The sequence below is a fragment of the Gordonia araii NBRC 100433 genome, assembly GCF_000241265.1.
Classification (GTDB): domain Bacteria; phylum Actinomycetota; class Actinomycetes; order Mycobacteriales; family Mycobacteriaceae; genus Gordonia; species Gordonia araii.
Map to the genome: position 1 here is coordinate 21,809 of NZ_BAEE01000012.1, position 24,325 is coordinate 46,133.

Annotated in this window: 24 protein-coding genes and 1 riboswitch; of the genes, 4 read left to right on the forward strand and 20 right to left on the reverse strand. The window is 67.9% G+C overall.

Annotated elements, in window-relative coordinates:
• Positions 1-6 precede the first annotated feature (6 nt).
• The 16 genes from GOARA_RS01730 to GOARA_RS01805 form a co-directional block, all read right to left on the reverse strand.
• Positions 7-1,584 (reverse strand): flavin-containing monooxygenase, encoded by a 1,578-nt coding sequence (locus GOARA_RS01730; RefSeq protein WP_007320553.1) that lies wholly within the window; start codon positions 1,582-1,584, stop codon positions 7-9.
• 156 nt (positions 1,585-1,740) lie between these two features.
• The gene (locus GOARA_RS01735) at positions 1,741-2,439 is read right to left on the reverse strand and encodes a hypothetical protein (RefSeq protein WP_007320554.1); all 699 of its coding nucleotides are present in this window, start codon (positions 2,437-2,439) and stop codon (positions 1,741-1,743) included.
• Between the two features lie 10 nt (positions 2,440-2,449).
• On the reverse strand, positions 2,450-3,370 hold the full coding sequence (locus GOARA_RS01740) for an MlaD family protein (protein ID WP_245548329.1): 921 nt from the start codon (positions 3,368-3,370) through the stop codon (positions 2,450-2,452).
• Between the two features lie 34 nt (positions 3,371-3,404).
• Positions 3,405-4,409, reverse strand: a complete 1,005-nt coding sequence (locus GOARA_RS01745; RefSeq protein ID WP_007320556.1) for an MlaD family protein — start codon at positions 4,407-4,409, stop codon at positions 3,405-3,407.
• Positions 4,406-5,521: an MlaD family protein gene (locus GOARA_RS01750; protein WP_245548330.1), complete on the reverse strand. Its 1,116-nt coding sequence runs from the start codon at positions 5,519-5,521 to the stop codon at positions 4,406-4,408. Before GOARA_RS01750 ends, GOARA_RS01745 begins: the two co-directional genes overlap by 4 nt.
• A gap of 2 nt (positions 5,522-5,523) precedes the next feature.
• A complete protein-coding gene (locus GOARA_RS01755; protein ID WP_007320558.1) occupies positions 5,524-6,555 on the reverse strand; it encodes an MlaD family protein in 1,032 nt (343 codons plus the stop codon).
• Positions 6,552-7,556, reverse strand: coding sequence for an MCE family protein (locus tag GOARA_RS01760; protein WP_007320559.1), 1,005 nt, complete (start codon positions 7,554-7,556; stop codon positions 6,552-6,554). The genes GOARA_RS01755 and GOARA_RS01760 overlap by 4 nt, the downstream gene beginning before the upstream one ends.
• A complete protein-coding gene (locus tag GOARA_RS01765; RefSeq protein ID WP_007320560.1) occupies positions 7,553-8,608 on the reverse strand; it encodes an MlaD family protein in 1,056 nt (351 codons plus the stop codon). Before GOARA_RS01765 ends, GOARA_RS01760 begins: the two co-directional genes overlap by 4 nt.
• Before the next feature lie 3 nt (positions 8,609-8,611).
• Positions 8,612-9,484 carry an MlaE family ABC transporter permease gene (locus GOARA_RS01770; RefSeq protein WP_007320561.1) on the reverse strand — a complete coding sequence of 291 codons (873 nt, stop codon included), beginning with the start codon at positions 9,482-9,484 and terminating at the stop codon, positions 8,612-8,614.
• Positions 9,484-10,311 (reverse strand): MlaE family ABC transporter permease, encoded by an 828-nt coding sequence (locus GOARA_RS01775; RefSeq protein ID WP_007320562.1) that lies wholly within the window; start codon positions 10,309-10,311, stop codon positions 9,484-9,486. Before GOARA_RS01775 ends, GOARA_RS01770 begins: the two co-directional genes overlap by 1 nt.
• Positions 10,308-11,321 (reverse strand): alpha/beta hydrolase fold domain-containing protein, encoded by a 1,014-nt coding sequence (locus GOARA_RS01780; RefSeq protein ID WP_007320563.1) that lies wholly within the window; start codon positions 11,319-11,321, stop codon positions 10,308-10,310. Before GOARA_RS01780 ends, GOARA_RS01775 begins: the two co-directional genes overlap by 4 nt.
• Positions 11,322-11,426: 105 nt before the next feature.
• Entirely contained in the window at positions 11,427-12,827 is a 1,401-nt protein-coding gene (locus tag GOARA_RS01785) for an ABC1 kinase family protein (protein WP_007320564.1), read from the reverse strand.
• 303 nt (positions 12,828-13,130) lie between these two features.
• Positions 13,131-13,682 (reverse strand): hypothetical protein, encoded by a 552-nt coding sequence (locus GOARA_RS01790; RefSeq protein WP_007320565.1) that lies wholly within the window; start codon positions 13,680-13,682, stop codon positions 13,131-13,133.
• Between the two features lie 106 nt (positions 13,683-13,788).
• Positions 13,789-14,895, reverse strand: a complete 1,107-nt coding sequence (locus GOARA_RS01795) for a polyhydroxyalkanoate synthase family protein (RefSeq protein ID WP_007320566.1) — start codon at positions 14,893-14,895, stop codon at positions 13,789-13,791.
• A gap of 120 nt (positions 14,896-15,015) precedes the next feature.
• Positions 15,016-15,765 carry a siderophore-interacting protein gene (locus GOARA_RS01800; RefSeq protein ID WP_007320567.1) on the reverse strand — a complete coding sequence of 250 codons (750 nt, stop codon included), beginning with the start codon at positions 15,763-15,765 and terminating at the stop codon, positions 15,016-15,018.
• Positions 15,766-15,819: 54 nt separating this feature from the next.
• Entirely contained in the window at positions 15,820-16,161 is a 342-nt protein-coding gene (locus GOARA_RS01805) for a GNAT family N-acetyltransferase (protein WP_007320568.1), read from the reverse strand.
• Positions 16,162-16,334: 173 nt separating this feature from the next.
• Positions 16,335-16,447: riboswitch (TPP riboswitch) on the forward strand.
• Between GOARA_RS01805 and thiC the strand changes: the two genes are divergently transcribed.
• Together thiC and thiD are read left to right on the forward strand one after the other, a co-directional pair.
• On the forward strand, positions 16,438-18,120 hold the full coding sequence (gene thiC / locus GOARA_RS01810) for a phosphomethylpyrimidine synthase ThiC (RefSeq protein WP_007320569.1): 1,683 nt from the start codon (positions 16,438-16,440) through the stop codon (positions 18,118-18,120). (Overlaps the previous riboswitch by 10 nt.)
• Positions 18,117-18,986 (forward strand): bifunctional hydroxymethylpyrimidine kinase/phosphomethylpyrimidine kinase, encoded by an 870-nt coding sequence (thiD, locus tag GOARA_RS01815; protein ID WP_007320570.1) that lies wholly within the window; start codon positions 18,117-18,119, stop codon positions 18,984-18,986. Before thiC ends, thiD begins: the two co-directional genes overlap by 4 nt.
• A 56-nt stretch (positions 18,987-19,042) precedes the next feature.
• Here the strand turns inward: thiD and GOARA_RS01820 are convergent, their stop codons facing one another.
• Positions 19,043-19,576 carry a hypothetical protein gene (locus GOARA_RS01820; RefSeq protein WP_007320571.1) on the reverse strand — a complete coding sequence of 178 codons (534 nt, stop codon included), beginning with the start codon at positions 19,574-19,576 and terminating at the stop codon, positions 19,043-19,045.
• An 87-nt stretch (positions 19,577-19,663) separates the two neighbouring features.
• Here GOARA_RS01820 and GOARA_RS01825 point away from each other — a divergent pair, with 87 nt between their 5' ends.
• Together GOARA_RS01825 and GOARA_RS01830 are read left to right on the forward strand one after the other, a co-directional pair.
• A complete protein-coding gene (locus tag GOARA_RS01825; RefSeq protein WP_007320572.1) occupies positions 19,664-21,016 on the forward strand; it encodes an MFS transporter in 1,353 nt (450 codons plus the stop codon).
• A gap of 141 nt (positions 21,017-21,157) precedes the next feature.
• A complete protein-coding gene (locus GOARA_RS01830) occupies positions 21,158-22,270 on the forward strand; it encodes a hypothetical protein (protein ID WP_138947489.1) in 1,113 nt (370 codons plus the stop codon).
• Here GOARA_RS01830 and GOARA_RS01835 read toward each other — a convergent pair.
• The 3 genes from GOARA_RS01835 to thiO are packed head-to-tail and all read right to left on the reverse strand — an operon-like array spanning position 22,267 to position 24,298.
• Positions 22,267-23,043 carry a thiazole synthase gene (locus GOARA_RS01835; protein WP_007320574.1) on the reverse strand — a complete coding sequence of 259 codons (777 nt, stop codon included), beginning with the start codon at positions 23,041-23,043 and terminating at the stop codon, positions 22,267-22,269. The genes GOARA_RS01830 and GOARA_RS01835 overlap by 4 nt on opposite strands.
• Positions 23,036-23,257 carry a sulfur carrier protein ThiS gene (gene thiS / locus GOARA_RS01840; RefSeq protein ID WP_007320575.1) on the reverse strand — a complete coding sequence of 74 codons (222 nt, stop codon included), beginning with the start codon at positions 23,255-23,257 and terminating at the stop codon, positions 23,036-23,038. Before thiS ends, GOARA_RS01835 begins: the two co-directional genes overlap by 8 nt.
• 9 nt (positions 23,258-23,266) lie before the next feature.
• Positions 23,267-24,298: a glycine oxidase ThiO gene (thiO, locus tag GOARA_RS01845; protein WP_007320576.1), complete on the reverse strand. Its 1,032-nt coding sequence runs from the start codon at positions 24,296-24,298 to the stop codon at positions 23,267-23,269.
• Positions 24,299-24,325: the final 27 nt, after the last annotated feature.

Consider the following 24,325-nt stretch of genomic DNA (forward strand, 5'->3'; position numbering starts at 1 on the left):
CGTCGTCTACTTTCCGGCGCCGGCACGCATGCGCCGCCTCAACGTTGGGACCTCGCCGACGGCGGGCCGGGCCAGCGTGCGGAGCTGATAGGCGTCGAGCTCCACGTGACGGCTCTGCTTGCGCGCTTCGAAGAGGCTGGTCGGCCGGATGTAGGGCATGTCGCCCGCGGAGTTGACGTAGTAGGTCCGCAGGCCGGCGTTGACTGTGTTGAAGTAGTAGTCGATGTTCTCGTCGTTGCGCCGGATCATCGCGTGGTAGTCCTCGTGGGCCTCCTGCGACACCTCGGCGACGTCGGCGCCGCGCGCGATGACCGCGTCGATCACGTTCACCGCGTGCGAGGACGAGATCTCGACGAGTTCGTGCCAGCCGGTGCCGATCCAGGAGTAGGGGCCGACGAGCATCCACCGGTTCGGCAGCTTGGGAACGGCCACCGACTGGTATGCCTGCAGGCGCTCCTCGTTGTAGAACACGCCGAGGTCGAAGCCGTCGCGGCCGACGACCGATCCCTCGGTGTAGCTCTCCGGGTCGGAGAACAGGTGGTAGCCGGTCGCGAGGACGATGGCGTCGAATTCGTGCAGGCGGCCGTCTGCCGTCTCGATCCCCCCTGCGACGATGCGTTCGATCGGCTCGTCGACGAGCGCGACGTTATCCCGGTTGAACGCCTGCAGGAAGGCATTGGAAAGCGTGGGCCGTTTACCCAGGGGACCGTAGTCGGGCATGAGCCGCTTGCGGACGTCCGCATCGCGCACCACTGACCGCAGATACAGGCGGTACAGCGCGCGGCTGACCGAGTCGAATCGCGGTGCCGCGGCGCGGAACAGCGGCCGCGGTGTCTGGTACACCAGTCGCAGCGCGGCCTCGACGACGAGATTCGCGATCGCCGAGAGCACGCCGCCGAAGACCGGAGTCGCCATGGCCCGTCGCACGGGCACCGGCAGGGGGAAGTCCGGCTTCGGTAGCGCCCACACCGGCGTGCGCTGGAATACCTCTAACGCGGCGACTTCAGGCGCGATCGACGGGGTGATCTGGACCGAGCTGGCACCGGTGCCGATGACGGCGACGCGCTTGCCGCTCAAGTCGTAGTCGTGATCCCAATCGTTCGGGCGCAGGATCTTGCCCGCGAAGTCGCGGTACCCGGGGATGCCCGGATCCTCCTTGGCCTTGATGTAGGCGCCGATCGCCGAGATGACGAACCGTGCCGTGATCTGCGACCCGTCGTCGACGTGCAGGCGCCAGAAGCCGGCAGCGTCGTCCCACTCCTCTTTCACCACGCGGGTGTTCCACCGCGCGTGCGAGTAGAGGTCGTGTTCGCGCGCCACCTCGCGGTGGTACTCCCACACCTGGCGCCCCATCGGGAACAGGCGCTTCCACTCGGGGTTGCGGGCGAACGAGTACTGGTAGGTGAATCCGGGAACATCGACGCCCAGTCCCGGGTAGTGATTGTCACGCCAACTGCCGCCGAAGTCGGCCGCCTGGTCGATGACGACGAAGTCGTTGATGCCTTTGCGCTGCAGCAGCACACTCGCGCAGATCCCGCCGGGGCCGGCCCCGATGATCGCGACGAGATGATCGGGCTCGGTCATGACGCCCCCCTTCCGCAGCCAGACTGACACATCATTTCGTTCACCACAACGCCTCCTAGAAAGTTTCTCCAACATTAGCGGACTGATGTATCAGTCTGCAAGGTCCGGTCGTCTGTCCTGTCTCTCGACGACCCTCGTTTTCGGGTTCGCCGCTCGTCAGTTCGCGCCGGGAATGGCGCCGCCGCCCTGAATCTTGGGGTCCGGCGAGAAGTTCGCGATCTTCCACTCGCCGCCGGATCGCACGACGACAACGCGCAGGATCACCGCGTTCGTCGACTTCTCCGGCTGCTGGGTGGTCGTCGCGGTCTGGGTCGCCACGACGACGAAGTTCCACGGCTGCCCGTCGGCCGGCGGCGCGTCGGCATCGCCGTCGAAATGCGTGTAGAGGACCTTGCCCTCCGACACCATCCGCAGCTGCTGGAGAAGTTCTTGGGTCAGCAGTCCCGCGCCGCCCTGCTCCGTGCTGAAGTTCTTGGCGAACTCCGCGGTGGTGCCGCGCTGCAGCCCCTGGACGTACTGTGCCGCCTGTTTGTAGTCGATGGTGAGCGAGCGAGTCGCGTAATCCCCGGCGACTTTGCGCGCCTCGGTCAGCCGCGCACGGTTGTCGTCGACGCGCTGCTCTTGGCGTGCGAGGTCGGCCGCCGCGCTCGATCGGCCGACGGCGAGCACGACGGTCGCGGCTCCGAGCAACAGACACAGTGCTGCGAGCACCGCGCACAACCGCGCCAACACGACCGGGTCGCGCTTGCCTTCGGCCGCCGGGCGGCGGTCCCGGGAGCGGCCGGCGGCCGACGCCCTGCTCCTGATCGGGCTGGTCTTCGCCGGACCGGTCTTTCGTTCGTCGTCGTTCGCCATCGTTGTCTCCTCAATTCACTTTCAGCTGCACCCGCATGGGCCCGCCGGGCGGGAACGCCCGTCCCCAGAAGTCGGTGAAGGCGCCGGCATTGACCCGGATTCCGCGCAACTGGTCGCTCACCGGGGTCAGTGCGGCCGCGATCGGGCCGAGCGCGGGCAACAGCAGGTTGAGCTGGCTCAAGAGCCGGTCCATGAAGGGTCCGACCTTGCCGTCCCACGCGTCGCTGCGCCTCGACATCGCCGCGTAGCCGTCGATCCCGGCCAGAACGCGTTTCATCGCCGGGGTCAACGTCCGCATCGTGCGCCCTACCGGAGCCAGCGCCTCCGGCGCGTTGATGGCCATCAGCCGCCGGTCGAGTTCTTGCGCCACCCGGAACATGCTGCGGATGCCGTCGGTCTTGTCCTTGGCCGTCGCTCCCATATAGCCGACGATGGACGACAGGTTCTTGATCGTCGCCTCATCCGGCATGCCGTTGACCAGCAGCGCGGACAGCCGATCGACGATGGCCGGATCGAGCATCTCCCCGAGGCGGTCGACTTTTCCGAGCAGTTCGCCGACGGTCGCGGTATCGGCCACCCGGGATCGGGGGACCGTGTCCCCGTCGCCGAGATACGGCCCGGCCGAACGTGTCGGGCGGAAGTCGAGAAACTGCTCGCCGGCGGGCGAAAGATTCTGTACGACGACGATCGCGTCCCTCGGAACCTGTTGTGCCGCATCGACCTCCACTCGCACGTGCACCTCGTCGCGCTGCACCGAGATCTCGGTGACACGGCCGATCCTCATGCCGTACATCGAGACCGGGGAGGTGTCCATCAGACCCGCCGTCTGCGTCATCGCGACGGTGATCCCAAAGGTCGATTTGCGGGCGTCGAGACCGAGGGAGGCGATCGCCAGGTAGGCGGCCGACACGAGGGCCACAACCGTCAACACGGCACACGCCGCAATGCCTCGCGCTATGCGCATGTCACACGACTCCGATCGCTCGCAGGACATCGGCGACCTGCGTCGCCCGCCCCTTGGTGTCGTCGATCCTGGTTATGTCGACTTCACCACCGCTCATCAGGAAAGGTGCGATCTTGCGCGCGAGCAGGTCGCGCACCGCGACCAGGTTCTCCTGAATCGACGTGTCCGCCCGGGCGATCTGCATGAGCATCGGGTCGGCCTGGGCCAGCATCCGCTTCAGATCGCTATACGTCGGCTCGACCAGCAGATCGCCGCCCGGCTTGGTGAGCACCCGCAGGTCGGCGATGAGTTCGACCATCGCGAGGAAGACCTCTTGCATAGCGGCGAACCTCGCCGGACCGATCGTCAGCGTCCGGTCGATCGTCACCCGGTGATCGGCCAGCGACTGGGCCATGGCCGCACCGTTGACGATCAGGGTGTCCAGCGAGCGCGTCGCGGCGCCGACCTCGGACAACTGGGTCATCGCCTGACCACTGAGCCGGCGCAGTTCGGCCGGATCCGACGGCAGCACGTCATTGGCCTTCCGGACCAGGTCCTGCGACCGGCCGATGAGCCCACCGTTGATGAACTGGCTCAGCCCCAGCATCGTCGTCTCGACGTTCGCCGGCGGCTCGGTCTGCGCAACCGGAATCCGATCCCCGTCGCGCAGCAGCCGGCCGTCGCCGCCGTCGGCGGGCGGAACGAGCGCGATGTACAGATCGCCGAGCAGTGTCATCTGACGCAGTTCGGCCCGGGTGGCGACCGGGAGACGTTGGGTGTCGGAGACCTCGACCTCGACGGTCGCCGTCCGCCGGCCGAGCGCCACCGCGCGCAGCTGTCCCACGGACATACCGTTCACGAGCACTTTCGCACCGGCCGGGATGTTGAGAACGTTGGCGAATTCGATCGACAGGCGATAGGTCGACCCCTGCGGCGCCCCTGGTGCCCGCAATCCGCAGCCCGTCGCCAGCGCGACGACGATCAGCGCGAGAACCGCTCGCCGCGCCCATGCGGCGCCCCGGCTCACGACTGCCCCCGCAGGATCATCCGGATGAGCCCGAAGCGCTGCGCCTGGGCCGGAGCGCATCCGCTCGGGCGGCCCAGCACGGCGCACAGACCCGCGGCTTCGGCCGGCCGCACGGCCACCGTCGGTGGTGTCCAACTCACGCGCAGCGCACCGGTCTGCCGGTCGAACAGCAGGTCGGTGACCGACGCGAGACCGGGCAACTGCGCGATGAGTTGGGCGATCGTCTGCACGAACGGTGCCAGGAATCTGACCCACGGCTGGATCAGCTCGACGATCGACAGCATCCGGTCGCCGACGCGGCGCATGAAGTCGGCCAGCGTCGGAACGAAACGCACGGCCGATTCCAGCGTGCCGGAGAACTCCTCCGCCCATCCGATGAACGCCAGCACCGAGTCGTTCATCGTGCGCACGACCTTCGAGACATCGGGCCAGTGCCCCAGGGTCTCGCGGCTCAGCGTGTCGGAATTGTCGATGAGGCGCCGGATGATGTCATCGGTTTCGCTCGGAGTGCCGGAGAGGACGACCGCGTTGCGCATCATGTTCTTGATCTCCGATTCGCGGCCCGCGACGTTGCGATCCAGCGTCTGGACGAGCTGGGCGATGCGGTCGGTCTGGCCGCGCCCCGCCGGGGTGGAGTCGCTGCCCAGCAGATCGCCGAGCAGGGTGTCGACCGCCTCGAAGGCGCGGCTGACCCCGCGCGGCGTCTTGGTTCGGGCCTGCGGAATGCAGCCCGAACCCTCGAGGCGAGGGCCCCCGCCGTAAGGCTTGGAGAACTCGACGCGCCGATCGGCGACGATGGACGAATCGATCACCACGGCGCCGGTATCGGCGGGCAGGACGAGATCCCGGTCGACGTCCAGGGTGATTCGTACACCGCCGTCGCGCGGGCTGATGTCGGCGACGTGGCCGACCGGCAGGCCCATCAACGCGACCGAGTTGCCTTCGTAGACACCGATCGCGTCGGTGAAGTCGGCACAGATCTGCCGCGTCTGATTCGCCTGCAACAGTCGCGGGGCTCCCACCGCGGCGCCGACCGCCACGACGACGACGGTCGCGAGGACCAGTATCGCCCGGATTCGGCCAGCGCGGTTGCCTCCCAACGGTTTCGACACGATCAGCACCCCCTACCCGACGAGGGCACGCACAACCGGACGCCCGTTGCGACCTTGCGAGAGTCGTCGACGGTGATGCCGTCGCTGCCGACCATGCGCTTGACCGTGCCGAACGCGCGGTTGAAGTCGGTGAGCGCCCTACCCATGCCGTTCATCCGCCCTTCGAGCCGCTCGAGCACATCGACGACAGCATCGACCGACGGTTCGATCGCCTGGTGATAAGCGAGGATCGGCCGTTCCAGGAAGAGGAACAGTCGGGTGAGAAGGTTGAACACCCGGCGCACCTGCTCGTGGCGCACCCCGAGTTCGACGCCGATCTTCCCGAGGTTCTTCACCAGGGTGAACAGGACCTGCCGATCGGTGGCCGTCGCCTTGACGTACTCGTCGGAGACGTGCAGTGCACCGCGGAGCTGGTCCGAGCGCGCCGCGAGCTGCTGGGTCAGGCTCGACGTCGAGTTAAGAAGGTCACCGACGAGCGTGGGCTGTCCCGACATGCCGCGCTCGATGGTCTCGACAAGCGATCGCATCGCCTTGCCGTCCAGTTCCGCCGCCTTCGGCGTCGCCTCTTCGAGCAGGGAGACCAGGTCGTAGGTACCCGTGATGCGGTTCGGGGGCACGGGGGTGTCGCCGAGCGGCTCGCTCCCCTTCGGAGTCACCTGGATGAAGCGGCCGCCGACCGGCGTGAGCAGCTTGATCGCCATCGAGGTGTCCTTGCCGAGGTGCACGTCGTTCCTCACCGCGATGCGCATCCGCACGCGATGACCGTCGATGCGCAGCGAGTCCACCTTGCCGACCTGAATGCCCGCGATCCTCACTTGATCGCCGGCCCGCACGCCCGAGGCGTTGGACAGGTCGACGTTGTACCGCGTGTATCCGATGGGCCGCAGGTAGAGCAGACCGAGTCCGGCCGCGACGACCACGACCACCGCGATGGCGATGCCGCCCAGGAGGAGCTGGTGACGGCGCAGCCGGTCGTCGCCGCGCACCGTGCCGAGCCCGAACACGTCGCGGGCATAGGTGAAGATCCGTTTCATCGGCACACCACCACTTCGCGGCCGCCGATCAGCGCCTTGGTGACCAACGGCAGGTCGAGCCGCCCGTTCGAGCACGAGTAGGTGGCCGAGACGAACCGGCGCGAGCCTTCGTTGATGGCCGACAGCACGCCCGGGATCGCGGCCAGAACGTCCACGATCTGCGGCGTGAACGGCACGATCCGGTTCAGGAACGCGTCGAGCGGTCCGTAGTTCGCGTCATAGCTGCCCTGCATCATCTCGAGCAGGTCGACGAAGGGGACGAGCACGCGGTCGCCGTAGTCGAGAGACTGCTTGACGGTGGACATGCGGTCGTTGAACCGCAGGATCGCCGCGTTGAGCCCGTCGACGACCTTGGCCACCTGCCCGGACCGGCCGCCGATCTGGGCGGCGAGGTTGTTCAGGTTGTCGACCATGGTGATCAGCAGGACATCGCGTCGCTGGGTCAGGCCGGCGATCCGTTTGACCGCTTCGAGCGCCGGCTCTACTCCCCTCGGATCGCCCTGCAGGACGGCCACCATCGATTCGGTGAGCTTGTTGGTCTCCGCGGGATCGATCCCGCCGATCAACGGCGCCACTCCGTTGAACAGCGACGTCACATCGAAAGACGGGATCGTGCGGGCCGCCGGGATGACCGTCGCGGGCGCTTGACGCGCCGCTGCGCCTTCGTGCCGGATGATCTCGAGGTAGCGCTGGCCGACCAGGTTCTGGTACCGCACCGCCACCTGCGAGTTGTCTTCGAGCTGGTGGTCATGCGTGACGGTGAACAGCACCCGCGCCGCGGCCCCGTGCAGGTCGACGTCGACGACCTTGCCGACGGCGACGCCCGCCACGCGCACCGCGTCCCCCTCGTAGAGGCCCGACACGTCCTCGAACTCGGCGGTGTAGGTCAGCTTGTCGCCGGGCACCGGGGCGATGATCGTGCGGCCGATCACGGCCATCGCCGCCGCGACGGCGACGACGACGAGCATGATGTAGATGAACGATCTGCGCGCGGGCGTCATCGGTCCCGACCTCCGATCTCCTTGTAGAGCAGTGGTGTGCCGATCTGGGGAGCCTTGGTCAGCAATACGGTCACGAGCAGGCGGACAGCGCCGTCGTCGCGAACCTGGAAAGCGTCACCGGTGTTGCGGATCAGCTCGGTCAGCCGGCCGTAGGCGTTCGGGATGGTCCCCACCGACAGGACGATCGGCACGCCGAAGTCCAGTCCGATCTCGATCAGCGACTGCAGGTGGGTCAGGTTGCCGCCGCCGAGGATCCGGCCCAGCGGCAACACCAGCCGTTTGGACAAACCGAGAATCGCCTCCGAGGTGCGGTCGACGCCGCCGGGTTCGGCCAGGAAACTCGACGCGCCGAGCGAACCGTCGATGAGACCGAGCATCGGCGCGACCATCGGCCGAACCGAGTCGGTTAGCCGGCCCAGGTCGCGCAGCAGGTCGCCGACCGGAGTCGTCTGGTCGCTGGCCAGGCCGGAGAGCAGCGGCAGCACATCCCTGGTGAACTCCAGGTACGGCTCGGCCGAGTCGATCATCGTGCCCATGGTGCGCAGCACGTCGGGGTCGCTCAGCGGTGCCGCCAGCTTGCCCATCCGGCTCAGGACGCTGGTCATGGTTCCCAGCGCCGTGCTCGTGTTGGTCATCGTGAGTTCGGCGTCGTCGGCGAGCGGCTGACCGGCGTCACCGGTGGGCACGAGTTCGATGCTGGTCGTGGCGAACATGTTCGACGCCGCGAACACCGGCTCGACGCTCGACGTCAGCGCTGCGGCGTTGCGCCGTTCGATGGCGAGCTTGATGCGCTGGCGGCCGTCGTCGGTGATGGTCAGATCGTCTACTTTGCCGATCGCGTATCCGCGGAACTTGACGTCGGCGCCGGCGACCAGTCCGTCACCGATGCGCGGCGACACGATGGTCAGCAGGAACCTGTTGCTGAATGCGCCGTTGCTCCACTTGGTCACGGCGATCCCCGAGGCGACGAGGACCAGGACGACGGCGAGGCCGAGCATGCGCAGCACGCGCGGTTTCGGCTCCCGTCCGGACGGATCTATCCACAGCGGCACGGCCTACCCCGAGATTCTCACGGCGGAGTCGAAACCCCAGATCAGCAGTGTCAGCACCATGTCGAGGACGACGACGATCACGAGGCTGGCCCGGATGGCCCGGCCGGCGGCGACGCCGACGCCCTCGGGCCCGCCGGAGGCGTAGAACCCCTGATAGCTGTGGATCAGCACGATGGCGACGATGAACGCCACGACCTTGACCACCGAGTACAGCACGTCGACCGGGCTGACGAAGCTGGTGAAATAGTGCTGATACGTGCCGAGCGGCTGGTCGTGGACCACGCTGACCACGACCTCGCAGGAGAGGTACGCGACTGCGAGGGTGAGCAGGTGGAGCGGCACGATCGTGAGCACACTGGCGACGATGCGCGAGGACACGACGAACGGCAGCGGGTGGATGGCCGACGCCTCCAGAGCGTCGATCTCCTCCGAGATGCGCATGGCGCCCACCTCGGCGGTGATCCGGCACCCGACCTGGGCGGCGAATCCGACGGCCACGATCATCGGACCGAGTTCGCGGGTCGTCGCGTAGCCGGACACGAATCCGGTCAGCGGACCCATGTTGACCATGTCGAGCAACGCGAATCCCTGGATGCCGACGGTGCCGCCGACCGCCGCGCCCAGCACGACGAGCACACCGAGCATGCCGCCGCCGACGATGATCGATCCGTTACCGAAGGTGATCGAGCTGATATGGGCCAACACCTGGCTCCAGTACCGGGTCAGCGCGACCGGCACGTTCCGCAGCGCTCCCGTTACGAAGTAAAACTGATGCCCGATCATCGCCAGCCCCGTCGCGGGGCGGTCGACGACCTGCCTCGCGGCGCGCAACACGGTTCCGGGCCGCCCGGGCGGCGTGTGGGTCGACGGTGCCATCACAGAATCCTTTGGGGGAAGAACATGGTGGTGAGCTGGGTGATGGCGAGGTTGAGCGCGAAGGCCGCGACCACTCCGATCACCACGGCGGCGTTCACCGAGTTGGCCACGGCGATCGCACCGTGCTTCGTCTCCATACCTCGCTGGCACGCCACCACAGCGACGACGAAGGCGAACAGGATCGACTTGGCGACGGCGATGCCGATGTCGGTGAGAGAGGTGAACGCGGAGAAGGAGGAGACGAAGGATCCGGGCGCGACGTCCTGCACGATGACGGCGATGCCGAAGCCGGTCGCCAGGCCCATGATGATCGTCAGGAAGCAGATCAGCGGCGCGACGACGAGCATGGCCGCGATCCGGGGGGCCACCAGACGCCGGATCGGATCGATCCCCATGGCGCGCAGCGCGTCGACCTCCTCGCGCAGCACCCGTGCTCCGAGGTCCGAGGCGACGGCGGCGCCTGCCGCGCCGCCCAGCAGCAGGGCCGACACCATCGGTGCGCCCTGCTGGATGATCCCGAGGCCTCCGGCGGCGCCCGAGACCGACGTCGCGCCGACCTGCTGGGTGAGGCTGCCGACCTGAGCGGAGATGATCACGCCGAAGGGCACCGAGACCAGCACGGTCGGGGTCGCGGTGACGGTGATGATGAACCAGGTCAGCGAGAGGAAGTCGCGGAACGGGAACTGCCTGCGCACCACGTCGCTGATGCCGAAGACCACAACGGCCAGCGTCATCTGCACGGACCGGCCGAAGGTGGCCATCGAGTCGAAGACGACTCTGCGCACGTACCCGTCGACACTGTCGAGGGCGGCTCCGGCGCTGATCATGCGGCCCTGCGGTCCGCGGATGTCAGCGCGGCGACGAGGTGTCCGGCCATCGACGCGATCGCCCGTCGCCCCTCCGGAATCACGTCCGCGCCGGCCTGGAACACATGCACCTGCCCGGCGAAGACCTCGACCGTTGCGGTGCCTCCGCCCGCGACACAGGCCGCGAGCAACCGGTCGGTGTCGGGCCGCAGGATTTCGGAGCTACCGACCTGGATGTGCACCGGCGGGAGCTCGCCGAGTTCGGCGGACCCCAGCGCAGCCGACCGCAGCCGGTCGCACGCCGCTTGGTCGGCCTCGGTGCGCTGCACCAGTTCCCACAGCGCGGAGAGAGCGGCCCGCGGGAACAAGGGGTCTGGTTCACCACCCATCGATGCGACGGCGTCGAGTTTGCTCGTCGGTTCGAGGTCAATGATCGGCGAGATCAATCCGACCGCGCCCACCCGCCCCAATCCCCGTCGCCGTGCTTCCAGCGCCACGTGCAGCGCGAGGAATCCGCCGGCCGAGTCTCCGACGACAGCGATCCGCTCGCTCGGGATACCGGTACGGAGCAAGTACTCGAGCGCGTCGATCCCGTCGGCGATGGCGGAACTCACCGGCGACGAAGGCAGCTTGCGGTAGTCGACCGCCAGTGACCCGATCCCGGATTCCCGCACGAGCCGCGACACCAGCCGCCGGTGACTGCGGATTCCGCCGACGACGAACGCGCCGCCGTGCAAGTAGAGGATCGCGCTCGACGCGGACCCGTCGGGTGCGGCGTCTTTGGGGAACATCCGCTCGGCGGTGCAGTTGGGCAGATCAACGCGCGAACGCGTGACACCGCGGACCGCGGGCAGCAGCGAGGCGGCGATGTCCAGCAGGCGATACGGCCAGGGCAGGAAGAGCGCGCGCGACCACATCCAGATCACCGGCTTGACGAATAGGCGTGCGCCGACGGCCGCCAGCCGTCCCGTCAGGCTGGTGTGCGGTTCGAAGGCCACGGCACGCGCCGGTGGCGTCAGGTTGTCGCTCATCGGTTCCCCCTCAGGTCGTTCAGTCCAGATGTTTATATCAGACTGACGCCTCAGTCTGTTAAAATTCACAGCAATTGCCAGGAGCTTTGGTCGATTTCCGCCGGGTCAGCCCTCGTCGCCGCGAGAGGAGCGCCACCGGGCGATCTCCTCCCCGAGCGCGGTCGACGGACCGGCCATCCCGAGTACCTCCCGGGCAATGGCCGACCAGGGTGCACATGCGTCCAGCCGTCCGAGCAGACCGCAGGTGGCCAGCTCGTTGCGCCGCCCGAAGGCGTGCCCCTCGACCAGAGCCTGACCGGCGAAAGACTCAGCGTGGTGGCCCTGGAGCATGAATGCCGCCGACGCCGATTCCGCCGCGACCTTCTCGTCGATGCGATAGGAATCGGAATCCAGATGCCAGCCGACGACCGCCCGGATGTAGGCGCCGAAACTCTCCGGATCGGCCCGCGCGGGGTCGACGATGAACCCGGCCTCCTGGGCGAGCCGGTACGCGGCGGCGACGTCGTCGCGCATCAGCGCGGCGAACACGACGCGTTCCACCTCGAGTTCGGCCGGGGTCAGCTCGATGCACAATCCGAAGTCGACGAAACCCACCCGGCCATCGGGCAGGGCCAGCACATTGCCCGGGTGCGGGTCGGCGACGAACTTGCCGATCCGGTACATCTCACCGCAGTAGAAGCGATAGACCGTCTCGCCGATGCGGTCCCGCCGCTCCTGCGGCAGCTCACACGCCTCGTCGAAGCCGACACCGTCGAGCCACTCGGAGACCAGGACTTCGTCCGTGCACAACTCGGGCACGATGTCCGGGACGGCAAATGCCGGGTGTCCGGCATAGCGCTCAGCGAAGGCGCGCTGGTTGGCCGCCTCGGCCGCGAAGTCCAGTTCCCGGGAGATCTGCCGGATGACCTCCTCGACCAGCGCGGTCGCGTTCGCCGCAGGCATTTGTTTAGCGAGGACGCGGGTCAGCAGCCGCAGGTTCTTCAGATCCGCGCGCACCATGCGATCCACGTCCGGGTACTTGACCTTGACCGCCACCGCCCGGCCGTCGCGCAGCGTGCCGCGGTAGACCTGGCCGATCGACGCGGCGGCCATCGGCCCCTCCAGGGTCTCGATGTCGCCGTAGCGCGCACCGAGCGCCCTGCGCAGCGTCGCGTCCATATCGTCGTCGTTCCAGCGCGGCACCGAGTCGAAGAGCGGCTTGAGCCGCCGGGAGAATTCCGCACGGGTCTGCGGGTTGCGGATTCCGATTCCGACGACACCGATCGCCTGGCCCAGTTTCTGTGCGGCGCCCCGCATTCCACCCGCGGTCATCACGATGTCGTCGGCCAGCTTCAGCAGCGTCCGCTCCTGCGCACGGGCGGAGTCGTCGGCCGAGCGAAGCGGTGTCAACGCCGCGTTGAGCGCACTGCGCCCGGCGTGACGCGCCACCACGCCGCCGACCTTGCTGCCGCGCCGGAACCGGCCCCGCGTCGGCTGGTTCGACGAGTCGTCGTCTAGCTCCACCACTGACCTCCCCCGGGCCACTGCGGCCCGCGCGGCGACCTTCCACCGGATCTGGCGCTCATCCTAGTGTCGCGTGTTGGAAATTCGTTGATGGTTGCCGCGAGGACGATGGGCGATCTGGCAAGGCGGAGGAGGGAGTGATAGCGGAGCTATCGCGACCGACGACAACGCAGCCAGGCGTTCATCGAACCACGGCAAGCGCAACAGGAATTTTCGACACGCGACACTAGTGCTCCGCGTCGGGATGCTAGACGGATCCGGCGGCCGGCGAGCCCGCTGTCGTCCCGGCACCGGGCCGGTCCGGCTTCAGAACGCCCGCCGGATCGCGAACGCCAGGAACGGACGGACGAAGACGCCGGTCCACCGCAGCGGCAGGAATCCCACGAAGCGAGGCTCGATAGCGACGGTGTAGGTGACGATCGACCGGTTGCGCCCGCGAGCGACGACCACCGCCTCTTCGGCGATCCCCTTCACGACGATGGGCACCGAGGTACCGACCCCGACGGCGGCCATGCGCTGCGCGCCGGAGGTGTCGACCACCGTGCTCGTCATCGCGACGATCCCGCGGAAAGCCCTGGTCCCCCCGTCGGCCGTCGGACCGGAGTACACGGGCGCGAGCCGGATCAGCGGCCCGTTGAGAACCTGCCGCCACGCCGTCGCGACGTCCACGGGTACCTCGACCTCAGCGGTCACCGCCCATGCCGCCTCGTGGTCCAGGAAGGCCCGCAGATCCGCCGGCGCGTCGATGCGGAATCGGCGCGGCCCGGTCGATCCCGACGCCAGCAGCGCCAGGACGAACAGGCCGCCGAGCCCCAGCGCAGCCGCGACGAGCACGACGATGATGATGATTGTCCCCATGGTGAGGTCCTCCCCCTATATGAAAGTGATACGTCACTCTAACTAATAGGAGAGTTCGCGCAAGCGCATCGGAGAATTAGGTCAGGCGACTTCCGTTCGCGCCCGATCAGGCGCGAACGACTCCCGGTTCGACCAGAGCGTCCACGGTCGTGAGGAAGCCGTCGACGGCCGGCCACGTGTGGGCGACGGCGTCGGGTCCGGCGAGCAGCCCGAGATGGCTGGATTCGACAGTGGTGAACTCGACGTGCGGCGAGCCCGACAACAGGGTCACGCCGTGACGGGCCGCATCCCACGAGCACAATGCGTCTCGATGGCTGCCGAACAGCTGAACGGGCACGTCGACGGCATCGAGATCGACGGTCAGACCGTCGAACCGCAGCTGCCCGACGCGCAACTCGTTGCGGTAGATGAAGCTCTCCCACATCTCCTCGGCCAGTCGCCCGGGGTAGCCAGGGAAGTCGCGCTGGAATCGGTCGATGACCTCCATGCGCTTGAGGGTGTCGGTCTCGCCGAGGTGAGTGGCGACGAACCAGGGCTTCTTCAGTTCGCGGTCCCACGACGTCGCGCGGTAGGCGACCTTCACCGCCGGTGAAGGGATGCCGCCGAGCAGGCGCAGCGCCGCGGTCGGCACCCGTCCCCCGGTGGGTTTCATCAGCGCGCGCGCCAGCGAATAACCGGGCAGCGCGTCGTAGTCGAGCGGCGTGCCGACGGTGACCACGCTGCGAATGTGCCGCGCGCCCTCGGGCTGGGCCGCGGTCGTCAGCAACGACAGCGTGCCGCCCAGGCTCCAGCCGTAGAGGTCCACGACGCCGGCGTCGTCGCCGTAGTCCTCGATGACCCGCCGGATCGCCTGCGGGATGATGTCGGCGATGAAGTCGGCGAACCCCATCGCACGGTCGGCGTAGGTCACCTCGCCGAAGTCGACGACGTAGGGCACCCGGCCCGCGTCGCGCAGATGTGCCACCACCGAGTGCTCGGGCGAGAGGTCGTAGCAACTGGCCGGTGCGGCGATCGGCGGGACCAGAAGGATCGGCGTGCGTCCGGCTTCGCGCGCGGCCCGGACCTGCTCGTCGTCGGCATAACGCCGCAGCGTGCGGTGCTCGCCGTCGGCGACGGTGACGTGCTCGGTGCGGTGCGGCGGCGCGATGCCTCCGCCGAGAGTGAGCGACCAGAGGTTGCGCAGGCCGCGTTCGGCGGCGGCGAGGTCAAGCATGCGCTCATCTTACCGGCGAGTCAGATAGCGGTCGTCGTGCGGTACCGCAACTCCCGGTGGCCGTCGGCGTCGTTGGCGACGGCCACCGGGAGAACGTCTATGCCGGCCGTCCTGGGGCGCTCAGCCGGCGATCCAGTACGCCTGCGACTTCACGCCGTCGCGGCCGAGACCGTACTCGGTGCGCAGCAGCGCAGTGATCGCGCGCGTCGAGGCGGTCTCGGTGGCAACCCACCCGTGATAGCCGGTGGCGTCGAACGCGGCGGCGCGCACCGCGTCGACGATGGCGGTGCCGTCGTCGCCGCGCGGAATCCACTCGACGCGGTGGTGGTCGCGCATCCGCAACGGCAACGTGTACTCGTCGTCGTGCTGGTACTCCATCCAGATCGTGACGGGCACGTCGGGCGAGTCGGAGACGGCGATGGCCTCGAGCAGCGAGTTGACCGCCGGAAGCGAAGCCGTGTCGCCGACGATGAGCCAGCCGTCGGCATCGGGGTGCGGGAGCGCGAAGTCCGCGCCCATCACCGTCGCCAGAATCTCGTCGCCGACGAAGGTCGTCTGCGCCCAGCGGGCCGCCACCCCGTCGTGGATGGCGAATTCAACTGCAAAGGTGCCGGTCTCCGGGTCGGGATTGACCAACGTGTAGGCGCGCTGGTGCGGCTTCCCGTCGCGGGAGAACCACAGGCGGATCCACATCGTCGGATGCCGGCGCGTGGCCTCCAGCAGCCCTCCGTCGTCGAAGTACACGCGCACATAGTGTTCGGTGATCGACTCGACGGCGGTGACGGTCAACTGGAAGTCGTCGGCGCGGAGCAACCGCAGGACGGCGCCCTGCCAGCCGCGGTACGGCGCCTTCGTCGCGAAGGTGGTCATGCGAGTAGGTTAGCGTAACCTAACTAGTCTCGCGACCCCTGGAATCAGCCGGAGCTAAACCGCGGCCAGGCGGACCTGTCCGGGATGGGTCTCCAGGTAATGCCTGGTGAACGTGCACACCGGACGCAACCGCGCGCCGGTCTGCTTCACGTAGTCGACGGCCGAGCTGGTCAACCGGGTCGCGAGTCCGTGGCCCGTGTACTCGTCGTAGAGGACCGTGTGCAGCACCGTCACGACGTCGCCGTCGGCCTCGTGCTCGGCGTGGTAGCCAAGGACGCCGACCAGGTCGCCGGCCACCCACAGCTCGAAACGCTCACGGTCGGGGTTGTGCTGCACCTGGCTGATCTGCTGCAAGATCTTCTCGGCCGGGCGAGCCGGCTTCTTCCGGTACCTCATCGCGACCTCCCTTCGGTCTCATCGTTCGCGAAGTCCTCGGAGCACTATATGTGACTTGACTCACATCGTACAGAATGTGACTGATGTGGCTAGTGTGATTACTTCTTCGCCATCAACCCGATACTCGACGGTGACTGTCGTAGGCTGTGCCCTGCGGAGGAATCCGCGCACAACCCCATATCCGCGGGGGCTCTCACGCACCGAGGGCTGAGATGGCGACAGGCGGTCGCCGACCGCCTGAACCTGTCCGGGTAATGCCGGCGTAGGGAGACCACCATGAGCACACGTGTGCCCGAATCAGCAGCCACCACCGTCACCACCGGCCCCATCGAGGGCAGCACCAAGCAGTATCTGGATGTCGGCCACCTCCGCATCCCGCAGCGCCGCGTTCACCTCACCAACGGCGAACACCTCGACCTCTACGACACGTCCGGGCCGTACACCGACGACACCGCCGTGATCGACCTCGACGCCGGTCTCGCCAAGACCCGCGACTCGTGGGACCGCCCGCCGGCCGCACCGACCGATGCCGGCCACGGTGCCGCTACGCAGCTCGCATGGGCGCGTGCCGGAATCGTCACCGACGAGATGCGGTTCATCGCAGCGCGCGAAGGCGTCGACGCCGAGTTCGTGCGCAGCGAGGTCGCCCGCGGGCGAGCCGTCATCCCGGCCAACCACCGCCACCCCGAGTTGGAACCGACGATCATCGGCAAGAAGTTCCTGGTGAAGATCAACGCCAACATCGGCAACTCGGCCGTGTCGAGTTCCATCGCCGAAGAAGTGGAGAAGATGGTGTGGGCCACCAGATGGGGCGCCGACACCATCATGGATCTGTCCACCGGCAAGGACATCCACCAGACCCGCGAGTGGATCATGCGCAACTCGCCGGTGCCGGTCGGGACGGTGCCGATCTATCAGGCGCTGGAGAAGGTCAACGGCGACCCGACGAAGCTCACCTGGGAGATCTACCGCGACACGGTGCTCGAACAGGCCGAACAGGGCGTCGACTACATGACCGTGCACGCCGGGGTGCTCTTGCGCTATGTGCCGCTGACCGCCAAGCGGGTGACCGGCATCGTCTCGCGCGGCGGGTCGATCATGGCCGCCTGGTGCCTCGCCCACCACGAGGAGTCCTTCCTCTACACGCATTACGACGAACTCTGTGAGATCTTCGCGCGCTACGACATCACCTTCTCCCTCGGCGACGGGCTGCGCCCCGGGTCGATCGCCGACGCCAACGACGAAGCCCAGTTCGCGGAGCTGCGCACGCTCGGCGAGTTGACCGCGATCGCACAGCGCCACGGCGTTCAGGTCATGATCGAGGGTCCCGGCCACGTGCCGATGCACAAGATCGCCGAGAACGTCCGCCTGGAAGAAGAGCTGTGCAACGAGGCGCCGTTCTACACGCTCGGCCCGCTCGCGACCGACATCGCACCCGCCTACGACCACATCACGTCGGCGATCGGTGCCGCGATGATCGCCCAGGCCGGCACCGCGATGCTCTGCTACGTCACCCCCAAGGAGCACTTGGGGCTGCCGAATCGCGACGACGTGAAGACCGGCGTCATCACCTACAAGATCGCCGCCCACTCCGCCGACCTCGCCAAGGGGCACCCGCGCGCGCAGGAGCGCGACGACGCGCTGAGCAAGGCGCGCTTCGAGTTCCGCTGGACCGACCAGTTCAACCTGGCCCTCGACCCGGACACGGCGCGCGAGTTCCACGACGAGACGATGCCGGCCGAGCCGGCCAAGACCGCACACTTCTGCTCGATGTGCGGGCCGAAGTTCTGCTCGATGCGCATCTCCGCCGACGTGCGGGCCTACGCGGCGGAGAACGGGCTCGAGACCGCCGAGGACATCGACGCGAAGATCGCCGCCGAGATGGCCGCCAAGTCCGCGGAGTTCGTCGAGCAGGGCAATCAGGTGTACCTGCCGATCACCGAAACGGTCGGCCGTTGACCGAGTACCCGCCGCTGCTGCCGACCGTCCCCGACGGCACCACGCCCGTCCGGGTGCTGACGATCGCCGGATCGGACTCCGGCGGCGGCGCCGGGATCCTGGCCGACATGCGCAGCTTCGCCCTGATGGGCGTGCACGCCTGCGTCGCGGTCACCGCGGTCACCGTGCAGAACTCCCGTGGCGTCTCCGGGTATCAGGAGATCGATCCGGCGATCGTCGGCGACCAGATCCGCAGCGTGGTCACCGACATCGGGGTCGATGCGGCCAAGACGGGCATGCTCGCGTCCAGCGCGATCATCGAGGCGGTGGTGGCAACCTGCGCCGACCTCGGTATCGGCGGCGCCGGCCCCACCCCGCTCGTCGTCGACCCGGTCTGCGCGTCGATGCACGGCGACCCGCTGCTGGCCGACGAGGCCCTCGACGATGTGCGCCGCAAGCTGATCCCGCAGGCCACCGTCGTCACACCGAACCTCGACGAGGTACGGCTGATCACCGGAATCGACGTGGTCGACGCCCCATCGCAGCGCGCGGCCGCGCGCGCCCTGCACGATCTGGGCGCGCGCTGGGCGCTGGTGAAGGGTGGTCACCTGCGGTCCAGCGACCACAGTCCCGATCTGCTCTTCGACGGCGACGAGTATCTCGAGTTCGACCACGAGCGGATCGACACCCCGCACGACCATGGCGCCGGCGACACACTGGCCGCCGGCCTCACCGCGGCCCTCGCGCACGGCTATTCGGTGCCCGAGGCGCTGCGCTTCGCGAAGGCGTGGGTGACGCGGTGCCTGGCCGCGGCGTATCCGCTGGGTGCCGGGCACGGGCCGGTCAATCCGCTGTGGCGACTGGGCGCGCAAACTTCGTCGCCGTAGCGGGCCGTCGTGGTCACTATGTCCACGAGGCCCGCGTCAGACGACGATTTTGACGGTCAGCGCCACATCCAGAAGTTCACCTGGCGCACGTTGTTGAGGTAGGCGTGGCCGAGCCAGACGCCGTTGGGCAGCATCCGCAGCTCGTCGTGTCCGAACCCGAGGCCGCTGCGCGAGTAGTCGATGCGCATGACCGCACGCCCGTCCCGGATCGAGCGCGCGACGAAGACGTTGGCCGGAAGCACCTCGGTGCCGGCGAACGGATTGATCAGCCAGCCGCGGTGGAAGTTCTTACCGGTGAACACCAGTCCCATCGCGGAGGTCGCGGCCGGATTCGGCGGGCCGAGCGGACGGGCCTGCCCGTGCAGCGCGACGTTACGGGGCAGCGGTCCGATCCGCAGGGTCGCGAACAGCCGATCGAACTGGGCCTGGCTGCAGGTCTCGCGGAGCGCGGTCACGGATGCGCCGACCGTCGCCCGAGAAGATGCGCTCGGACAGGGAACGGCCGCGGTGGCCGGGGATACCAGCGGCACGCTGACCAGCGCGAACGCCGCTGCCGCGATCGCAGCACGGCGCAAATGGAGGGATCTCATGGCAACTCCTTTTTGCCCGATTCCGACCCACCTCCGGATTACTCCCTTCCTAGCCAGGACGCAAGAAGTCGGGTTACATAGGCATAGATGGCCAATTCGTCCACCGCAGCGCCCCACCCCGTCCCGTCGACACGCACGGTCCGCCGGGCCATCGGTGCCTCGGCGATCGGCAACGCCACCGAATGGTTCGACTACGGCGTCTACGCCGCGGCCACCACCTATCTGACCCAGGCCTTCTTCCCCGGCGAGTGGGGCAGCATCGGCACGATGCTGGGCTTCGCCGTGTCCTTCGTACTTCGCCCGCTGGGCGGTTTCGTGTGGGGCCCGATCGGCGACCGGGTCGGCCGCAAGCACGTACTCGCCCTGACCATCCTGCTGATCTCGGTGGCCACCGCGCTGATCGGCGTCCTGCCAACGCACGCGTCGATCGGCGTCTGGGCTCCCGTCCTGCTCATCGCGCTGCGCGTCGTGCAAGGCTTCTCGACCGGCGGCGAATACGGCGGTGCAGCGACCTTCATGGCCGAGTACTCCCCCGACGCCAAGCGCGGCCGCTACGGCAGTTTCCTGGAGGTCGGCACCATGGCCGGGTTCGCCTCGGGAACGGCCATCGTATTGCTGCTCAACCTGATGCTGTCCGACGAGCAGATGTCGACGTGGGGCTGGCGTCTGCCGTTCCTGCTCGCCTTGCCGCTCGGCCTCATCGGCTTGTACCTGCGCTCGCGTCTCGACGACTCGCCGGTGTTCACGGAGGTCGGCGAGAAGGCCGGCGACCGGGTCAACGTCTCGATGTGGGCGGCACTGCGACGGACCGTCGTCCGGTACTGGCGGCCGATCCTCATCATGTTCGGCATGGTGGTGGCGCTCAACGTCTGCAACTACACCCTGCTCGCCTATCAGCCGGACTATTTGAAGAACACCATCGGTCTCAGCGAGGAGGCGGGATCCCAGGTGGTCCTCATCGGCCAGGTGCTGATGATGCTGGCGATCCCCTTCTTCGGCGCGCTGTCGGACCGGACCGGCCGCAAGCCGATGTGGTGGGGGTCGTTGATCGGGCTGTTCGTCTTCGCCCTGCCGATGTACTGGCTGATGGGCCAGGGCTTCGGCTGGGCGATCGTGGGCTTCGTCGTGCTGGGTCTTCTCTACATTCCGCAGCTGTCGACCATCTCGGCGACCTTCCCGGCGATGTTCCCCACTCAGGCGCGCTACGCCGGCTTCGCGATCTCCTACAACGTGTCGACGGCGATGTTCGGCGGCACGGCACCGCTCGTGAACGAGGCTGTCGTGAGCGGCACCGGCTGGCACCTGTTCCCGGCCGCCTACATGATGGGCGCGTGTGTCATCGGGATGATCGCGGTCTACTTCCTGCGCGAAACGGCCGGGGTGTCGATCCGCGGTACGAAGACGCCGAAACAGGGTCTCGAGCCGCAAATGACGGCCTAGCTCCGACGATTGCTAGCCTCCCCTCATGGAGCCGCCGCGGGGAGCGATACCACCACCAACGACACCGTATGTTTCACCATCTTCACGGCCCCCGGACAGCCTGTACGCGGCTCACCCGAACCCGAATCCGGCGGACGGGTCGTGCGCCGGGCAACCCGCAGCTTGTCGTCGAAGGCGTGGATCAAACCCATTGTCTGCGCCGTTTCGGCGTTGATCGTGACGCTGGGTGCTGCCACCTATTACGCCCCGATCATCCTCACCGACAATGTCGGATCCGAGGAGAATCAGCTGCGCTTGCTCGTCGAGACCGACGGGTCCCAGTACAACGGGTACAAGCACGAGCCGCACGTGACCTTCAATCTGTCGCGATCGGGCGATCTCAAGATGTACGTGCAGCTGTTCGTCGTCGACAGGGACAAGGGCAGTGCGGGCAAGTCCCCGACCAAATACGCACTCTCGCCCAGCGAGGTACGGCTCTATCTATTCAACAAGTCGGGCGAACCCTTCGACCTGACCTGCGACTCGAAGTCGAAGGTCGACTGGACTGCCGAACCGGACGCCCTTGGCTCCGGACTCGGAAAGACGGTCAAGAATCTGCAGATACGGCAAGCGGGGAATCTGATCACCTCCACGGTGAAACCCCGCCAGACCTCGACGACGCCGGCACCGCTCGAGCCCTCCCACCCGTTCAATCTCGACGTCGGATTCGTCAACGACGTATCCGACAGCCTCATGCCGCCCAGCGCCATCGAGCCCGCGACCGTCGCGTGTGTCACCAGAGACAACGCGGCCATTCGCATACAGAAGGGGATGCTCTCGGGAAGGTTCAACGCCCCGATGGTCTCGTGGGTTCGGCGAAGCATGACCGAGTCCTGTGTCGCGGATTTCCGAACGTCGTATTGCTGGCAGACCCCCGTCAAGGAAGCAGTGCATCCGGCGATGCGCATCCGGTCCAATATCGACTTGAGGGGCCACGGAGCCTTTTCCCTCAAAGCCGGATCGGAGGGATTCGTCGCAACCGGTCCGTCGACCTTTCACGCGCAATCGCACATGAGCGAGTTCACGCAGTACTGCATGGATTACAACTGCATCGAGAAGAGCTATCCCACCGCGCTGCTGGAGCAGGCCCGGCTGGACTCCCGGCGCAACGTCCAGTGGCTGATCCTCGGCATGGTGATCTCATTCCTGTTCGCCCTGTACCGCGTCCCCGTCAGCTACCTCTGGAATCGATTGGCCGGCGAGCCCTCGGACTAGTCCTTCGACGGGGAGGAAGCCTGGGCCCAGAACCGTTGCGGGATCCGGCCGGCATGCCGGGCGAGGTGACCGGCGGCGACCGCGTGGCGCATCGCGGTGGCCATGCTTTCGGGGTTGTCGGCCCGGGTGACCGCCGTCGCCAGGAGAACCGCGTCGCAACCGACCTCCATCGCGAGCGCGGCGTCGGAGGCGGTGCCGATCCCCGCGTCGAGAACCACCGGAACCGTGGCCCGCGAGACGATGAGTTCGATGTTGTGCGGGTTGCGGATGCCCAGGCCGGTGCCGATGGGTGAGCCCAGCGGCATCACCGCCGCGACGCCGGCGTCCTGCAGGCGCAGGGCGAGCACCGGGTCGTCGTTGGTGTAGGCCAGCACGGTGAAGCCCTCCGCGACCAGCGCCTGCGCGGCGTCGAGGGTCTCAATCGGGTCGGGCAGCAAAGTCTTGTCGTCGGCGACGACCTCCAGTTTGACCAGATCGGTCTGCACGGCTTCGCGTGCGAGCTGGGCGGTCAGAACCGCCTCGGCGGTCGTGTGGCAGCCGGCGGTGTTGGGCAGGACCGCGATGTCGAGCCGGCGGAGCATCTCGATGACACCGGTACCCGTGTCGGCGCTGACGCGGCGCATCGCGACGGTCGTCAGTTCGGTACCGCTCGCGATCAGGGCGCGCTCGAGGACGGCGAGGTTCGTCGCCCCGCCGGTGCCCATGATCAGGCGGGAGGAGAACTCTGTGGCGCCTATCCGCAACGGGCCGGCCGGGTCGGCCGGATCAGCCACCCTGGACCGCCGTGACGATCTCGACCTTGTCGTCGGGGCGCAGCGCAGTCGTCGCCCAATTACCGCTGGGCACGACGAATCCGTCGACCGCGACGGCGATCCCCCGGTCGGGCAATCCCAGGTCGTCGACGAGGCCGGCGACCGTGGTGCCGGCGGCGAGTTCGCGGACGTCACCGTTGACGGTGATGGCGATCGAAGTCCCGGTAGCGCTCATGGGTCCAGATTAGCGCGCCAGTTGCTCGACGATCCGCGCCGCTGTGGCTGGCGCCAGCACGATGCCGTTGCGGCCGTGCCCCGCCGCGACGAGGGTGCGGTCGTCGATGCGCTCGACGATCGGCATGCCGTCGGCCGAGCACGGCCGGATCCCCGCGGCCGCCTCGACGAGGTCGTAGGTGCGCAGGCCGGGCATGACCTCGATCGCGTCGGCGAAAAGGTCGGCCACTCCGCCTGCTTGCGGGTCTCGGTCGTCGGCCGATGCCGGCTCGTACTGCGTGGCCCCGACGACCAGCCCGTCCGAGCGCGGCACCAGATAGACGTTGCGTCCCTCGACGCGCGCGCGAACCACTTTCGCCGGCACCGGGACCGAGAAGCGGTTGCGGCGCAACCGCAGAATCTCCCCCTTCGCCGGAGTGAGGTGGACATCCGGGAGCAACTCGGAGGTGCCCATCCCGGCGGCGACCAGCACCTGATCGGCGGGGAGGTCTCCCAGTGCGTCGACCTGCCCGCGGTGCCAACCGACACCGGCGGCCGTCAGTTCGGTACGGAAGGCATCGAGCAGCCGACGGTTGTCCAGTGCTCCCTCACCGCTGGCGAGGTATCCGCTGTGCACGCGGGTGCTCAGCGCGTTCTCCTGGGTGCGGATCTCCCGTGCCCGCAGCGGCGTGAGCCGGTCGGCGCCGATCTGCTCGGCCCAGACGAACTGCGCCAGCTGCCGCAGGTACTCGCCGTCGGCGGCCGTGGTGGCGACGAAGAGCGAGTCGTGCGCCGACCAGATGGCCGGGTCACCGAGGCGTTCGATCCACCGCGGCCAGCGCGCGGTCGATTCCGCCGACAGGGCGAGGAGTGGCGCTTCGCCGGGGTGGCCTTCGCCCAGCGAACCGAGCATTCCCCCCGCGACATGCGCCGCGCGCTTCTGCGGACCGGCATCGTAGATGTCGACGCGCCATCCCGCATCGGCGGCGGCGAGCGCGCAGATGCTGCCGATGATGCCGCCCCCGACCACCGCCAACGTGGGTACGGGGCGGGTCGGAGTCACGGTTGTGAGCCTATCGCTACCGTGGAG

Bases quoted from the DNA above. Each gene is read 5' to 3' on its own strand.
- GOARA_RS01730 (WP_007320553.1), bottom strand. From the start codon at position 1,584: ATGACCGAGCCCGATCATCTCGTCGCGATCATCGGGGCCGGCCCCGGC.
- GOARA_RS01735 (WP_007320554.1), bottom strand. From the start codon at position 2,439: ATGGCGAACGACGACGAACGAAAGACCGGTCCGGCGAAGACCAGCCCG.
- GOARA_RS01755 (WP_007320558.1), bottom strand. From the start codon at position 6,555: ATGAAACGGATCTTCACCTATGCCCGCGACGTGTTCGGGCTCGGCACG.
- GOARA_RS01760 (WP_007320559.1), bottom strand. From the start codon at position 7,556: ATGACGCCCGCGCGCAGATCGTTCATCTACATCATGCTCGTCGTCGTC.
- GOARA_RS01770 (WP_007320561.1), bottom strand. From the start codon at position 9,484: ATGGCACCGTCGACCCACACGCCGCCCGGGCGGCCCGGAACCGTGTTG.
- GOARA_RS01775 (WP_007320562.1), bottom strand. From the start codon at position 10,311: ATGATCAGCGCCGGAGCCGCCCTCGACAGTGTCGACGGGTACGTGCGC.
- GOARA_RS01780 (WP_007320563.1), bottom strand. From the start codon at position 11,321: ATGAGCGACAACCTGACGCCACCGGCGCGTGCCGTGGCCTTCGAACCG.
- GOARA_RS01790 (WP_007320565.1), bottom strand. From the start codon at position 13,682: ATGGGGACAATCATCATCATCGTCGTGCTCGTCGCGGCTGCGCTGGGG.
- GOARA_RS01795 (WP_007320566.1), bottom strand. From the start codon at position 14,895: ATGCTTGACCTCGCCGCCGCCGAACGCGGCCTGCGCAACCTCTGGTCG.
- GOARA_RS01800 (WP_007320567.1), bottom strand. From the start codon at position 15,765: ATGACCACCTTCGCGACGAAGGCGCCGTACCGCGGCTGGCAGGGCGCC.
- GOARA_RS01805 (WP_007320568.1), bottom strand. From the start codon at position 16,161: ATGAGGTACCGGAAGAAGCCGGCTCGCCCGGCCGAGAAGATCTTGCAG.
- thiC (WP_007320569.1), top strand. From the start codon at position 16,438: ATGAGCACACGTGTGCCCGAATCAGCAGCCACCACCGTCACCACCGGC.
- GOARA_RS01820 (WP_007320571.1), bottom strand. From the start codon at position 19,576: ATGAGATCCCTCCATTTGCGCCGTGCTGCGATCGCGGCAGCGGCGTTC.
- GOARA_RS01825 (WP_007320572.1), top strand. From the start codon at position 19,664: ATGGCCAATTCGTCCACCGCAGCGCCCCACCCCGTCCCGTCGACACGC.
- thiS (WP_007320575.1), bottom strand. From the start codon at position 23,257: ATGAGCGCTACCGGGACTTCGATCGCCATCACCGTCAACGGTGACGTC.